Origin of the sequence: Vitiosangium sp. GDMCC 1.1324 (genome assembly GCF_003044305.1) — a bacterium.
In the GTDB taxonomy this organism is placed as follows: domain Bacteria; phylum Myxococcota; class Myxococcia; order Myxococcales; family Myxococcaceae; genus Archangium.
In genome coordinates this window covers 310,739-325,369 of record NZ_PZOX01000006.1, presented here as the reverse complement: position 1 = coordinate 325,369, position 14,631 = coordinate 310,739, and the positions used below count along the sequence as shown (strand labels likewise).

Genomic DNA, 14,631 nt, shown 5'->3' with positions numbered 1-14,631 from the left:
CGCGCCCGCACCCTGTTCCTTCAAAGTGCGAGATAGGGGTGCGTCATGGGGGTGTTGCGGAGCTTTCCTGCGCGGTTCGTGCACAGCCTTCCGGTCCATTCTTCCGGGAACGGGCAGGCGGGCGTGTGCAGCGCTCCCTGGATGCTCCCGCTTCCCATGGATCTCCGGAGCGCGTGGGGCGAGGAGCCTGGAGTGGGAGCGGCGCCCGGGGGAGGCGCGGAGCGGAAGCTCCTGTCCGGTCCTCCTCTTCTCATCGCGCGGTTCGACCGGAGGCTTCGCCACCTCTATGTGTCGCCGGAAGTGGAGCGCGTGACGGGCCTGCCCGCGGCCCTCTTCCTCGGCAGGACGAACGAGGAGCTCGGCATGCCCCCTCGGCTCATCCGGGATTGGAACGAACAGCTTCACCGGACCTTCCAGCGTGAGGAGGGACAGATGCTCGAGTTCAGGTGTCCATCCCTGGATGAGGCCGGAGGACAGGTGCCGAGCCTCTTCGTGTCCCGCCTGGTACCGGAGTTCGACGAGGCCGGGAATGTGTGCTCGGTGTGGGGCTTCACGCAGCGTTTCGAGCGCTCGCGGTGTCGCCTCTCCCCCGGGCGGATCACCGGCCAGGCTCGCTCCGCCGAGCCGCCTCCGAGAGAGGAGCCACCTCCTTCCCCGGGCAGGGGTGGCTCGGGAGGCCCTGGCGCTGGATGCTCCTCCCGGAACGAGCTCCTCGGGCGGTTGAGCCGGGCCCTGGCCGCGTGCAACGGGCAGTGTGACGTCTTCCACTGCCTCGGCCGGCTGGTGATGCCGTCACTGGGGGACTGGTGTGATCTCGATGTGCTCCGGGACGGGGTGCTCCAGCGTGCCGCCGCCTTCCGCGCTCCTCACGGCGGGCTGCAGGGTCCTCCGGGTGGCCCGCCCTCGCTCCTGGCCCGGCGGGTGGCGCGGACGGGCAGGGCTGAGCTGCTGCGCGGACCGGGCGCACAGGTGACGAGGGCCCTGTCCTCGGGAGATGGGGACCAGCCGTGCCTCCAGGAGGCCGGGCTGTTGGACTGCATGGCGGTGCCCCTGTTGCTCGGAGGGCAGCTCGTCGGGGTGCTCTCCTTCGCCACGCGCGAGCCGGAGCTGCGCCTGGGCGAGGACCGGCTGGAGCTCGCCGAGGATCTGGCGGGGTGTGTCGCTCTCGTGCTCGAGACGCTCCGGCTGCGCCAGGAACTGGAGCGCACCCGCCAGGCGGAGCTGTGCGTGGATACGCTCGAACGGGAGCTCCAGCGTCAGGCGGCGGACTTCCGGACGCTGCTGGACGTCATCCCCGTGGGCATCGGCATCGCCCATGAGCGCGAGTGCCGGCGCATCCGGCAGAACCCCTGGTTCGCGCGGCTGCAAGGGCTCCCGCTCGAATCCAACATCTCTCTCAGCGCACCGGATGGGGAGCGCCAGCCCATCCGCTACCTCGATGGCCATGGCCGCGTGGTCCCTCCCGAGGAGATGCCGATGCAGCGAGCGGCCGCGACGGGCCAGGAGGTGCTCGACGTCGAGCTGGAACTCGAGGTCGACGGGCTGCGGCGTGGCACGGTCGTCATCTCCGCCGTGCCGCTCCTCGATGAGGCGCAGTGCCCTCGTGGTGCCATCGGCACCTTCCAGGATGTCACCGCGCGCAAGCGGGCCATGGAGGCGCAGCGCTTCCTGGCCGAGTCCAGCGCGGTGCTCTCCTCGTCGCTCGACCAGGAGCAGACCTCGCGCACCCTGGTCCGCTTGTGCGTCCCCGCGCTCGCCACCGTGGCGTCGTTCTGTGGCTGGCGCTCCGATGGGACGTTCGGGGCGCTGTCGGTGACCCATGCGGACCCCTCCCGGCAGCTGCTCGCCACCGAGGCAGTCCGCCGCTTCGTCCTCTCCGAGCGGCACCCCATCCGCGAGGCCATGGCCACGGGACTGCCCCGGCTCATCCCGGTGCTCCAGGATGTCGCCTCCTGGTGCGAGTCCCAGGACGAGGTCTTGCGCGGCCTGCGCCAGCGACTCGCCACCCGCTCCGTGATGCTCATCCCGCTCGCCACCGCCCATGGCGTGGCCGGCGTGCTCGTGCTCGGCTCGTCGGAGCGGAGCTACACCGAGGACGACTTCACCTTCGCCAAGGAGTATGCCGCCCATGCGGCCTACGCCATCGACAACGCGCGGCTCTACCGCGAGGCCCAGGAAGCCATCGCCGTGCGGGACGAGTTCCTCGGCATCGCCGGCCACGAGCTGCGCACCCCGCTCACGGCCCTGCAGCTCGGGCTGCAGAGCCTGGCCCGGCAGAGCGTCGCGCCGGGAGAGGATGCGGGGCTGTCGAAGTGGGTGGCCAGGTGCCAGGACCAGGGCGTGCGGCTGGGCAGGCTGGTGGGGGACCTGCTGGATGTGAGCCGTATCACCTCCGGGCGTCTGCCGATGGACCCCGAGGAGATGGACCTGTCGGCGCTCGTGGAGGAGGTGGCGGCGCGCATGGGGCCGGAGCTGGAGAAGGCGGGCTGTGCCCTGGTGCTGAAGCTGGAGCCCGCGCTCACCGGGTGCTGGGACCGGTTGCGGCTGGACCAGGTGCTCACGAATCTCCTCTCCAACGCGATGAAGTACGGGCAGGGTCTGCCCATCGAGGTCTCCGCCGAGGCCTCCGCCGAGGGGGTGCGTCTGCGCGTACGGGACGAGGGCATCGGCATCTCCTCCGAGGACCAGGCGCGCATCTTCGAGCGCTTCGAGCGGGCCGTGCCGGATCGCCACTATGGCGGACTGGGGCTCGGGTTGTGGATCTCCCGGCAGATCGTCCTCTGGCTCGGGGGCCACATCCGCGTCGAGAGCGAGCAGGGCCGGGGCTCGAACTTCACGGTCGAGCTTCCCCGGTGGGTGGAGGGCTGAAGGGCAGCTCCGGACTGGATGCGTTCCGTGGGGGGGGCGAGCTCTAGAAGGGGCCACTGCCATCGATATGGCGGCGAAGTATCCGCCCATCCACGCTGATGGCATAGGTGGCTCCCGCGTCCATGGAGTGGGTCGTCTCTCCACAATTCTGTGGCTTATAATCGATTCTCACGAAAATGACGTCTCCCTTGCGGAATGTGCGGTAGCGATTCGCGGTCTGCCTTGCCCAGCAGGGAGTTTCGGGAGCAGGCTCTGGTGGGAGCAGATCATCCGCGGCAACGCGTATGGCACGGAGCGCGAAGCCGTCAACCTCGTCATCGACGGGTAGGGCTGCATCGAAAATCGGAAATTCGATGTTCGGGTCCTGGCCAACGGGCTGTTTGGTGACGCAAGAGCATCCAAACAAGCTACCCAGTGTTCGGCATGGGCCATGAGCGCACCCCCCGAGGACCGCAACCAGGAGTATCAATGAATTCAGCCTGCCCAGCATGTTCGCCTCTCGATGTGGTGGGGGGCGGGTGTAGTCAGGACGACTCGACACATTGTCTATCGGCGTTTGATTCGGTAGTCGCCGTTGTCCCACAATACCTCGCCAATGACGTCGCTGCGCCAGTGGCCCTCGGCCTCCGGAGTCCACTTCAGTAACTCGTTGGTGGCTGGGATGTACTGATAGAATCCATCGCAGGTTGCCGCGAGGGAGTTCGAGAAGAATGCCACGATTCCAAGTGGAATCTTGCGGCCCTCGGTCTCGATGTAGAACCCGTGTTTGAGCCCCTGGTCGACGATGAAGCGGATGTCGCCGTCCGATAGCTCATCTGGGTAGGGGTGATTGTGGACGGCGAAGACGTACCCGATCTGGTCGGCGGAGTATCGCGAGTGCTCGACGTCCGGGGGAAGTCGGCATTGGCGCAGCAACGGATTGTCCTGGGTGTAATTGGTTGCAAGCATGCTCATCTCGTACTTGCCATCCGGCGTGAGGTAGATCCAGGCGCAATACTCTCGGGAGTTCTGCCAATGAAGTCTGAAATTCGGATCGCTGGGTCTGCCTGCGACGGCATTGGGCTGTTTCAGAATGAGGGGGCAGGCAGCGAGCAGGGCATCCGAGTAGTTGTCGAAAGAGCCAAAATCAGGCATCGGGCCGAGAATGCTCTGCGGGGTTTCTCCAGCCTTGGATTGGACTACGCCATGTAACGGCTTGGGTGCGGAGCATCCCAGGACCAAGCATGCGAGTGTCAAACAAAGGCGGTGCATGAACTCCGAGCATATGTGTTGGATTCACCCCGTTCAAGGCGCGGACGGAGGAAGGGGCAGCTCCACGAGCGCGAGCGTGCCGCCTCCGGGCGCGGGCTCCAGGCGCAGGGTGCCGCCGTGCTCGTGGGTGATCTTCTGGGCCATGGGAAGTCCCAGGCCGCTGCCGCCGGGCTTGGTGCTGAAGAGGCCCCGGGTCAGGGCGGGGCCCTCGAGCACCTGGGCAATCCCGCCGCCTCCATCGCGGATGGCGACGCGCACGGAGGAGGGGTGGGCCTCGACGGAGAGGCGCACGGGGGCGGCGCCGGGAGAGGATGCCTCGGTGGCGTTCTTCACCAGGTTGCCGAAGAGGCGGCGCAGGCCGTCCGGGTCCGCGGAGAGCGTGGGCTCGGGGCCGGGTTGCAGCTCCACGGCGACGGGCGAGGTGCCCTGGTAGAGGGCGCACACCTCGGCGAGCAGCGGGCGCAGGGCCACGGGTTGGAAGCGCGGCGAGGGGAGGCGGGCGAAGTCGGAGAAGCTCCGGGTCATCCGCATGAGCAGCTCCACCTCCTCCTGCAGCAGGCCGACGGCCTCGCCGAGCCGCGTGGCATCCGGGGGCGCGTCGGGACGTGACAGCCGCGCCAGCGCCAGCTTCATCGCGGTGAGGGGATTGCGCAGCTCGTGGGCGAGCGCGCGGGCCACGTCCTGCCAGGCGGCGATCTGCTCGGCGGCCTTGAGGCGCTCGCGCTGGGCGGCGAGCTCACGCCCCATGCGGTTGAATTGGACGAGGAGGAACTGGAGCTCGTCGCGGGGTGAGTCGGGCGCGGGGAGCTGGACGGAGAGGTCTCCGCGCGCATAGGCCCACATGCCCCGGGTGAGGGTGGAGACGGGGCGGGTGAGGGCGCGGCCGAGCAGCACGGCGGCCGCGGTGAGCACGGCGGCCGAGAGGAGCAGCAGGGCCGCGATGAGCAGGGGCGTGCGGCGCGCGAGCGCGCGGCGGGCCAGCTCCGCCTGGGCGAGGTTGAGGCGGGCCTCGTCGAGTGTGGCCTGCGAGCGGCCCTCGCGGGCGAGCTGGGCGGAGACGTCGTCGAGCACCTGCTCCACGGGTGCGAGGGAGACGGAGAGCAGATCCTCGAGCGCCCTCCGGGCGAGGACTCCAAGCAGCACGAGCGGCACCAGTCCCGTGACGAGCATCACGGCGAGGAGCCGGCGGCGGAAGCGGGCGGGGGGAGGAGGCAGGTCGGGAGGCATCGGCGGGGCGATGTTGGGGCCGCGCGAGGACTCCTTCCAGCTTTCCTCAGGCCGAGCTCACCCTGTCCAGGACGTACCCCCGGGTGGGCAGCCCGTAGTGGCTCCGGACGCGCTCGGCCGCGAGGCGGAGCCCCTGCTCCTCCAGGCACGCTCCGGCCCAGGCGGAGGCCTCCAACTCCTGGGCGGCGATGAGGTACGGGATGGGCAGGGGCTTGAGATGCGTGACGGCGCTCACGGCCAGCCTCATGAAGGGCGAGTTGATGACGAACGCCGTCCCCAGGAGCACTTCGCGCATCAGGGGCTCATACTGGTGCATCCAGCGGACCAGCCGTTGCCGATGCTCGGCTGTGGACGGGCCTCCCTGGGTGAGATCGGTGATGCTGATGTACTGCTCCCGCCGCCGCAGACAGGCGGTGGTCTCCTCCAGGTAGTGCTCGAACTGCCGGGGCGAGGCCGTGCCCACGAACCGCACCACCCGGAGCGGCCAGAGAGAATCGTCGATGCTGACAGAGGAAGCAGGGAGCATGGCACTCCGGAAGGGGCGGTGGGGACCAGGGCCGAGCCGATGCGTCCTCATGTCTGCCTGGGGGGCGGGAGGATGGCCAGGAGCGATCCGCATCGCTGTTCACCAGCGGTCCAACGAGAGGCCGGGGATGGGTCCTCCCCGGGGTTCAAGCGCCATCCATTGGACGTTCGGTGCTGCTACCCTCCGGGGTGATGTCTCGTCTTCTCGCTCCTTCCCAGGCCTGGCTCTTCGGCCGAGGCGTGGACCTCGCCGTCTTCGCGGGCAGTGCACTCGTGTCGGTGGGGCTCGTGCTCGCCGCGCCCGCGCTGGGCGTCGTGGGGGATACGCCGCTGTGGGCGTGGGTGCTGCTCGTCGTCTGTGTCGACGTGGCCCATGTGTGGTCCACCCTCTTCCGCACCTACTTCGACGGCGATGAGCTGCGGCACCGGCCCGGCCTCTACCTCGCCGCCCCGCTTGCCGCGTACCTGCTGGGGGTGCTCGCGTATCTCCTCTCCCCGGGTGCCTTCTGGCGGCTCTTCGCGTACACGGCGCTCTTCCACTTTGTCCGCCAGCAGTACGGCTGGGTGGCCCTCTACGGCCGCAAGGCCCGTGCCTCAAACACCGAGCGGCTCCTCGATGCCGCCGCCATCTACGCCGCCACCCTGGGCCCCGTCGTGTGGTGGCACGCCCACCTCCCACGGGCCTTCTGGTGGTTCGTGGAGAATGACTTCCTCTCCGGGCTTCCCGCGTGGGTGGGCACCGTGGCGCTCGCCCTCCATGGGCTCGTGCTCGTCGCGTGGGCGGGCTTCCAGGTGTCGCGGGCCGTGCGTGGCGAGGGGCTCCAGGTGGGCAAGGTGCTGCTCGTGCTCGCCACCTGGGTGACGTGGTTCGGAGGCATCGTGCTCGCCCGGGACGACTTCGCCTTCACGGTGATGAATGTCGTCGTGCACGGGGTGCCCTACTTCGCGCTCCTCTTGCGCTATGCGCGCGGGCGGCTCGCCGAGGGCGGTTATGGCTGGCTCGGGCCCGTGGTGCGCGCGGGCGTGCCGGGCTTCCTGCTGGTGTTGGTGGCACTCGCCTTCGGGGAAGAGATGCTCTGGGACAGGCTCGTGTGGCACGAGCGGCCCCTCCTCTTCGGCGAGGGCGGCCCGGTGCTGCCTCCGGACGTGCTGGCGCTCGTGGTGCCGCTGCTCGCGCTGCCGCAGGCCACGCACTATTTGCTGGACGCCTTCATCTGGAAACCGAGCCGCGAGCCCGCGCTCCTCGCGCGCCTCGGGTGGGCCCGCGGCGGGAATCAAGGTTCGCCAATTGGCACGGCCCCCATTTCCAGGGTGGTCATCCCCGGCGCAACTGATTAAGGGTCTGGGACGTATGTCCAGACTCCTGCTCGTTTCCAATCGGCTCCCCGTCACCGTCAAGGCGGACAAGGATGGGGTCTCCGTGGTCCGCAGCGCCGGAGGGCTCGCCACGGGTCTGCGAGGCCCGCATGAGCGCTCGGGAGGGCTGTGGATTGGGTGGCCCGGGGATGTCTCGCGGCTCACCGAGGCGCAGAAGGCTTCCGTGGAGGAGCAGCTCGCCGGGCTGCGCTGCGTGCCCCTCTACCTCAGCGCCAGCGAGGTCAGCCGCTTCTACGAGGGCTACTCCAACCGGACCCTCTGGCCGCTGTGCCACTACCTCATCGACCGCCTCCCCCGGCAGGATCGGGACTGGGACGTCTACCGCAAGGTGAACGAGCGCTTCGCGGACCTGGTGGCGCGCCACTACCAGCCCGGGGACACCATATGGGTGCACGACTACCAGCTCATGCTGGTGCCGGCCTTCCTGCGCGCACGGCTGCCCCAGGCGCGCATCGGCTACTTCCACCACATCCCCTTCCCGTCGAGTGAGATCTTCCGCACCCTGCCGCACCGCTCCGAGCTGATGCGGGGGCTGATGGGCGCGGACCTCATCGGCTTCCACACGCTCACGTATGTGCGCCACTTCGCCAGCACCCTGATGCGGCTGCTGGGGCTGGAGACGGTGGTGGACCGAGTCTCCTATGACGGGCGCGAGGTGCGGCTGGGTGCCTTCCCCATGGGCATCGACGCGCAGTCCTTCGAGGACCTGGCGAAGGAGCCGGCGGTGCTCGAGGAGGTGCGGGTGCACCGGGAGAAGGGCCCGGAGATGCGGCTGCTGCTGGGGGTAGATCGGTTGGACTACACCAAGGGGATTCCCCGGCGGCTGCTGGCGGTGCAGCGGCTGTTGGAGCGCGAGCCCGCGTGGCGTGGCCGGTTGCGCTTCGTCCAGGTGGCCGTCCCGAGCCGCACCGCCGTGGCGGACTACGCCGCCTACCGCGAGAAGGTGGACGAGCTGGTGGGGCGCATCAACGGCCTCTACGGCAGCGTCCACAACGTCCCCGTCCACTACCTCTACCGCTCCTTCAACGAGAAGCAGCTCGCGGCCCTCTACCGTTCCGCGGACGTGATGCTCGTCACGCCCATCCGCGACGGGATGAACCTGGTGGCCAAGGAGTTCTGCGCGGCCCGCCCGGACGAGGATGGCGTCCTGGTGCTCAGCGAGTTCGCCGGCGCCGCGGATGAGCTGGGGGACGCGGTGCTGGTGAACCCCTACGACGTGGAGGGCCTGGCGGACGCGCTGGAGGTCGCGCTGGAGATGCCCGCGGAGGAGCGGCGCACGCGCATGCGCAGCCTGCGGGCCCGGGTGAAGGAGTACGACGTGCACCGGTGGGTGCGCTCCTTCCTGGACACGCTGGAGTCCGTGCCCACGCCTCCCCCACGCCTGGAGCCGGCCGGGGCGGAGGCGGCGCTCGCCCGCATGCGTGAGGCCGGGCACCTGCTGCTCCTCATCGACTATGACGGCACGCTCGTGCCCTTCGCCGCGAGGCCGGAGCTGGCCACTCCGGACGCGGAGTTGCTGGACCTGCTGCAACGGCTCGCCACCCGGCGGGACACCCGCGTGCACATCGTCAGCGGGCGGACGAAGGAGACGCTGGAGACGTGGTTCGGCGGACTGCCAGTGGGACTGCATGCCGAGCACGGCCTCTGGTCCCATCTCGGGCCCGGCGAGCCCTGGACGTCCCTGAACGGAGTGACCACCGACTGGAAGAACCTGGTGCGCCCGGTGCTGGAGGCCTTCGCCGCGCGCGTACCCGGGGCCTTCGTGGAGGAGAAGTCGGCCTCGCTCGCGTGGCACTACCGGCAGGTGGACCGGGTCTTCGGCGCCCGGCAGGCGCGCGAGCTGCGCCTGCACCTGGGGGAGGTGTTCGCGCAGGGCCCGCTCGAGGTGCTGCCCGGCGACAAGGTGGTGGAGGTGCGGGCGCGCGGTGTGGACAAGGGGCGCGTGGTGAGGCTCGTCACCGAGGGCCTCGCACCCGGCACGCTGGTGGTGGCCATTGGCGACGACCGGACGGACGAGGACCTCTTCGCCGCGCTGCCCGAGGGGAGCCTGGCCATCCACGCGGGAGGCAAGGCGTCGCGAGCCCGGTACCGGGTGATGGGCCCGGACGAGGTGCGCAAGCTGCTCTCCGCGCTGCTCGTGGGCTGAGGCGCGGGAGGACCCTGGCGTGGAGTCCCATGGCTCCCCACCCCTCCCCGGACAGGGTCTGCCCCATATGGTTGATAAAAATCAACAAACAGTCTATGAGGTGACATGGTGGATGGAAGTCCACTATTCCCAGTGGCCGGAACTCCGCGAAGAGGAGTACGCATGTCGGACGCTCCCGTGATCATCATTACTGGTGCCACCCATGGCATTGGCCGTGCCACCGCCATCGAGCTGGCCCGCCGCGGCGCGCACCTGGGACTCGTCGCGCGCAGTGAGGCCAAGGCGGCCCAGACCCGGGCCGACATCCAACGCGAGGCTCCTGGTGCCGTGGTGGATGTCTTTCTCGCGGATCTCTCCGTGCTCGACGACGTCCGCCGTGTGGCCAGACAGCTCGATGAGCGCTACAGCCGCATCGACGTGCTGGTGAACAATGCCGGCCTGCATGCCTTCTCCCAGCGGGTGACCATGGACGGGCTGCCGGAGATGGTCGCCGTGAACTATGTCGCTCCGTGGCTGCTGACCGACCTGCTGCGAGACAAGCTGATCGCCTCGGCACCGTGCCGCATCGTCAACGTTGCATCCGATGCCCACAGTCAGGTTCGTACGCTCGAGCCGGAGCGGGACCTGCGTTCCACTGGCGCCTTCAGCATGGCGGAGTCGTTCGAGCTCTATGCCCGCTCGAAGCTGATGGACATCCTGTTCACCCAGGAACTGGCGCATCGGCTCGCCGGTACCGGGGTCACGGCCAACAGCTGTTGCCCCGGGCTCAACGCCAGCGGGCTCGGGCGGGAATCGAAGATGTTCAACGGGCTGGCGGGTCTCCTCACCCGGTTGGGGCTCCTGAGCCCCGCGCGGGGCGCCCGCATCATCGTCCAGCTGGCGACCGGCCCGGAGTTCAAGGAGGTGTCGGGAGAGTTCTTCTCCTCCACGCGCCGCTACCGCTCCCTGCCTCCGGCGCCCCTGTGCCGTGACGCCGAGTTGCAACGACGTCTGTGGCGGGCCACCGCCGAACTGGTCGCCAGGAACTGAGCTCCGGCCGCCCTGGTTGCTTCCCCTGGCTCCCGGACCCGCGCGACGTGTCTTTCCGCACGGGTTATGGTCGGGGAGTGACTGGCCTGAAGCAGGACCGTGGCGGTGATGACGTTCGCGAACAACTCCTCGCCTCCGTGGGAGAGCAGCTCGGTGCGTTGCTCTCCGCCGCCAGGGCCTTGACGGCCGCCTCGGCGGCTCAGGTCCACCCCGATCTGCAACCCGCGGCGTTCCATGTCGTGCGGTGGCTCCATGCGTTCGGCCCGGCCCATGCTGGAGCGATCGCCGAGGGGGTGGCCATGGACAAGAGCGCCGTGAGCCGGCTGCTCCGCGACCTCAAGGCGGTGGGCATTCTTCGCGCGGCACCGGACCCGGAGGATCGCCGTGCGACGATCCTGTCCCTGACGCCCCTGGGGGAGAAGCGGATGAAGAAGGTCTTCGAGCAGAAGGGGCAGGTGTTCCTCCAGCGGATCGCGCACTGGAGCACCGACGAGCTCGCGACCTTCGCCGAGCTGCTGCGGCGTTTCAACACGCCGCCCCCTTGAGAGTCCGCGCGGAGCGCTGGCTCTTGCCAGGGGCTTATTCCAAGAAGCGGCGCTCCAGCGAAGTCACTGCTTCGCAGCCACCCGGGTGGCTCGCGCGCCCGGTACCGGGTGAAGGACTGGACGAGGCGCAAACTGCTCACCGCGCTGCTGGTAGGCTGAGGCGAGGGAGGACTCTGGCGTGCCCAAGCCCCTGGTGGACGTGGACGCGGTGGCGGCTCCGGCGTTCTGCCTCGCCGATGAGCTGTCGCCCATGACGTCGGCGTGGCACGCCCACCGCAAGCACCAGATCCTCTACTCCTCGCGGGGCGCGCTGCACCTGGAGGTGGAGGATGCGCAGTGGCTGCTGCCGCCCCAGCGCGCGGCGTGGCTGCGAGCCGGGACGAGGCACCGGGTGCGCCTGTCCCAGCCGGTGAGCCTGCGCACGGTGTATCTGACGCCGAGGTGGGTGCGCACACCTCCCGAGGGTGCGTGCCGGGTGTTCGTCATCGAGCCGCTCGCGCGGGAGATGCTCCTGTACGCCACGCGCTGGGGCCCGGAGCGCCCGAGAAAGGACGCCTTGGCGGACAGCTTCTTCGGGACGCTGGCTCACCTGCTCTCCGAGTGGGCCTCGGCGGGGCGGGACTGGCGGCTGCCACGGGCCCGGACGCCGGAGCTGGAGCGGGCCATGGCCTTCACGCTGAAGCACCTGGGAGAGCCCATCTCCTTCGAGGACGCGGCTCGTGCAGCACGGTTGTCCGGGAGGACGCTCTCGCGGCGTTTCGAGGAGGAGGCCCAGACGACGTGGCGGCGCTTCCTCCACGACGCGCGGATGCTGCGCGCCATGGAGTTGCTCGCGGAGGAGGGGTCAAGGGTGACGCAGACAGCCTATGCGGTGGGCTTCGAAAGCCTCGCCGCCTTCACCCACGCCTTCCACGCCTTCACCGGCGAGCGCCCCCGGGACTTCCGGCGCAGGGTGGCTCACACGGCCTGAGGGACTCCGCCAGGCGGAGCAATCCGTCGCTTCCCAGGCCTCGGCTTTCCGTGCCGTCAGAACGTGAGCCGGAACTGCAAACCGACGTGGTTCGGCGCCATCGCCACGCCGACGTGCCAGTCGAGTGCGGCCAGGCCTGCTCCAGAGAGAGCCTTTCCCTCGCGGTAGAGGCGGAGTGCGTCCTGGGCCCCGGTGGGCTGCGTGAGAATCATCACCTCGCCGAGCAGCCACCCGGTGGCGGCGGTGACCGCGGCGGAGGCCCAGCGGTCGAAGAACAGACCCAGCACCAGTCCAGTGACGACGTTGTAGACGACGTTGGCCGTCTGCATCACCCAGCTCCGCCCCTCCTCTTCGCTCCGGGCGCTCCGGACGAGGAGCCGCTCGGCCTCGGCGAGCAGCGTGCAGTCCACCGGCCCCGGCTGTCGCGCGACCATCGCGTCGAGCGTGGGCGAGTCCTCCATCACGCTCAGCGGCACCGCGAGCAGAGCCGCCACGCCACCCGCCGAGGAGATCGCGCCCACGTAGAAGTCCACCTGCTCTTCCGGGGCGAAGGCCGGAGCCAGTGCGAGCTGGCCCACGGTCAGCAGCGAGTAACCAGCGCCCCATGCGCCCGTCCAGATTCGCGCCGCCCGCGCGTCCTCGTGCAGGTGCGACTGGATGAAGGCGAGCCGTTGAGAGGGCTCGAGCTCGCCCACCGAGGCGCTCGCACCATCCGGTACGGGGCAGCGGAGCTGCGCGAGGGCGAGACCTGGCAGCAGGACGCACAGCAGGAGCAGGGGGCGGAGCGCGGAGACGTTCACGAGGTCGCCTTTCTGGCGGGACAGGAGTGCTGTCCAGAGAGGGTGTCAAAGAACTCGACCGGCGCCCAGAGCCTCTAGGGGCCCACCACGATGGTCGCGATTGCCTTCCGGGCTCGTGCCGCAGCGCATCCACCCGTGCTTCCGGGACGGCGCTGCGGCTGAGCGGTCCTCCGTTCGGGGCGCATGCGCAGGGAAGGCGTCAAAGGACTCGTTCCGGCACCACGAAGTGCTGGGCCAGGAGGACGCGACGGAAGTCCCTTCACCGGCGTCGCCGTGACGTGAGCGCCGGCCCGCGGCGGCGGCTCCGTGATGGAGTCTCGCCGCGCCAGCGTTGCCACGCGCGCGTGAAGGAGGCCTGCTCGGCGAACCCCACGCGGGCGGCGATCTCCCCGAGCGTCAGCACGCCTTCGTCCAGCAGTTGCTCCGCGCGATGGCGGCGCACCTCGTCCAGCACCTCCACGAACGAGGTCCGGCTCAGCGCGAGCCTGCGTTGCAGCGAGCGCACGCTGAGCCCCAATGCCGGAGCCACCTCTCCGATGGTGGGAGTGGCGGGCAGGCGCTGTATCGCCAGGGCGCGCACGGCCACGAGCAGCGCGTCTGTCGTGCGTTGCTCGGTGCCCACCATGGCCTCGAGGGTCGCCAGCAGCCGCGGGTCGGCGCTGCGCAGCGGTGTCGCCCAGTCGCCCGCGGAGAAGTGTATCGCGGTGCGCCGCATGCCGAACCGCAGGCGGGACGTGCCGAGCAGCTCGACCCACTGCGTGCGCGACTCGGGGTGGGGCTCGGTCAGCTCGAGCCATGGCAGCTCGAGCGGTCTGCTCGCCAGCGTCCGCATCCGCGCCAGCAGGATGCCGAGCACCAGCAGGTCGCTCTCGAGCTCTCCGGGAAAGGGTGGCTGGTTGACGATGACCACGCGCCGCACGCCGCTCCGCAGCCGCTCGAGGAGCAACTGGACGCCGGGCGCGGCGAGCGGAAACACGCGCTGGGCCACCGTGAGCGCCGCCCCCACCGTCGCGGAAGACGCCGCGAGGTAGTCCACCACGCTCATCATGCCCAGCGGCATCTTCAACCCCACCTCGAGCGGGAGCGTCCGTCGGCCGGTGCGCGCGATGGCCCGCGTCCACAACGTCGCGAGCGCCGGGTCATCATCGATGGGGCCGACCTTCAGCCGCGGAACGTCGACCCCGAAGCGGCCCAGCATCTCGATGATGGCCTGCGCGGTGGCGGGCACGAGGGGCATGCCACGGTTCTAGCGCGTGGCGCACGAAGACAAAAGACTGGCGCGCCCCGACAAACGGCTGAACGCACTGTAGGCGCATGACTGCTGCGCAATTGCTGGCCAGGGCGTTTCACGAAGATCCCTTCATCCGCTGGGCGGAGCCCGACCCCGCCCGGAGAGCGCGAACGCTGACCACGGTGTACGAGGCGATGCTGGCGCACTCGGACCGGCACGGCGGGCGGTTGTTCGAGCCCGGGATCGGCTCGGTGGACTGGAGGCCTCCGGCGCAGGCGGGCATGGGCCTCGGGGCCATCATCCGCAGCGGCCTGTGGCGGCTGGCGCTCGTCACTCCGCCGGCGGTGTGGTGGCGGCTGTCGGCGCATGAAGACGCCGCGATGGCCCGTGTTCGCCGCTTCCTCGGAGAAGGCAGCGTCTACCTCGGCACGCTGGGCATCGAGCCGTCGCTGGCCGGGCGCGGACATGGAGGCCGGCTGCTCCAGCGTGCCTTCTCCGGATTGGCGCAGCGGTGGACGACGTGCGTCCTACGCACCGAGCAGCCGCGCAACCTCGCCTTCTACCGCAAGCACGGCTTCACGCTGGTGGACGAGAGCGTGGTGCCGGTGAGCGGGCTTCCCGTGTGGGTCTTCTCACGCCCACTCGAGAAGGCCCGCTGACGC

General features: G+C 69.7%; 13 protein-coding genes. 7 read left to right on the top strand and 6 right to left on the bottom strand.

Annotated features, from left to right (window positions below):
- Positions 1-156 precede the first annotated feature (156 nt).
- Entirely contained in the window at positions 157-2,868 is a 2,712-nt protein-coding gene (locus tag DAT35_RS62105; RefSeq protein WP_158501802.1) for an ATP-binding protein, read from the top strand.
- A 43-nt stretch (positions 2,869-2,911) separates the two neighbouring features.
- Here the strand turns inward: DAT35_RS62105 and DAT35_RS61825 are convergent, their stop codons facing one another.
- From DAT35_RS61825 to DAT35_RS20195, 4 genes are all read right to left on the bottom strand, one after another.
- Entirely contained in the window at positions 2,912-3,040 is a 129-nt protein-coding gene (locus DAT35_RS61825) for a hypothetical protein (protein WP_255415190.1), read from the bottom strand.
- A 374-nt stretch (positions 3,041-3,414) separates the two neighbouring features.
- Complete coding sequence (locus DAT35_RS20205; RefSeq protein ID WP_108068694.1) at positions 3,415-4,002, bottom strand: hypothetical protein; 588 nt, start codon at positions 4,000-4,002, stop codon at positions 3,415-3,417.
- Between the two features lie 150 nt (positions 4,003-4,152).
- Complete coding sequence (locus tag DAT35_RS20200) at positions 4,153-5,346, bottom strand: ATP-binding protein (protein WP_108068693.1); 1,194 nt, start codon at positions 5,344-5,346, stop codon at positions 4,153-4,155.
- Positions 5,347-5,392: 46 nt separating this feature from the next.
- Entirely contained in the window at positions 5,393-5,872 is a 480-nt protein-coding gene (locus DAT35_RS20195; protein WP_108068692.1) for a hypothetical protein, read from the bottom strand.
- Positions 5,873-6,063: 191 nt separating this feature from the next.
- On the opposite strand from DAT35_RS20195, the gene DAT35_RS20190 reads away from it, so the two are divergent.
- The 5 genes from DAT35_RS20190 to DAT35_RS20170 all read left to right on the top strand — a co-directional run bounded on the left by DAT35_RS20190 (position 6,064) and on the right by DAT35_RS20170 (position 11,938).
- On the top strand, positions 6,064-7,209 hold the full coding sequence (locus DAT35_RS20190; protein WP_108068691.1) for a hypothetical protein: 1,146 nt from the start codon (positions 6,064-6,066) through the stop codon (positions 7,207-7,209).
- A 13-nt stretch (positions 7,210-7,222) separates the two neighbouring features.
- Positions 7,223-9,394 (top strand): bifunctional alpha,alpha-trehalose-phosphate synthase (UDP-forming)/trehalose-phosphatase, encoded by a 2,172-nt coding sequence (locus tag DAT35_RS20185; RefSeq protein WP_108068690.1) that lies wholly within the window; start codon positions 7,223-7,225, stop codon positions 9,392-9,394.
- A 162-nt stretch (positions 9,395-9,556) separates the two neighbouring features.
- Positions 9,557-10,423 (top strand): SDR family NAD(P)-dependent oxidoreductase, encoded by an 867-nt coding sequence (locus tag DAT35_RS20180; protein WP_108068689.1) that lies wholly within the window; start codon positions 9,557-9,559, stop codon positions 10,421-10,423.
- A gap of 77 nt (positions 10,424-10,500) precedes the next feature.
- Positions 10,501-10,968, top strand: a complete 468-nt coding sequence (locus DAT35_RS20175; protein ID WP_108068688.1) for a MarR family winged helix-turn-helix transcriptional regulator — start codon at positions 10,501-10,503, stop codon at positions 10,966-10,968.
- Between the two features lie 178 nt (positions 10,969-11,146).
- On the top strand, positions 11,147-11,938 hold the full coding sequence (locus DAT35_RS20170; RefSeq protein ID WP_108068687.1) for a helix-turn-helix domain-containing protein: 792 nt from the start codon (positions 11,147-11,149) through the stop codon (positions 11,936-11,938).
- 56 nt (positions 11,939-11,994) lie between these two features.
- On the opposite strand, the gene DAT35_RS20165 is transcribed toward DAT35_RS20170, so the two are convergent.
- Complete coding sequence (locus DAT35_RS20165; protein WP_108068686.1) at positions 11,995-12,738, bottom strand: hypothetical protein; 744 nt, start codon at positions 12,736-12,738, stop codon at positions 11,995-11,997.
- 259 nt (positions 12,739-12,997) lie between these two features.
- On the bottom strand, positions 12,998-13,975 hold the full coding sequence (locus DAT35_RS20160; RefSeq protein ID WP_108068685.1) for an AraC family transcriptional regulator: 978 nt from the start codon (positions 13,973-13,975) through the stop codon (positions 12,998-13,000).
- Between the two features lie 77 nt (positions 13,976-14,052).
- Here DAT35_RS20160 and DAT35_RS20155 point away from each other — a divergent pair, with 77 nt between their 5' ends.
- Complete coding sequence (locus tag DAT35_RS20155) at positions 14,053-14,628, top strand: GNAT family N-acetyltransferase (RefSeq protein ID WP_146209795.1); 576 nt, start codon at positions 14,053-14,055, stop codon at positions 14,626-14,628.
- Positions 14,629-14,631: the final 3 nt, after the last annotated feature.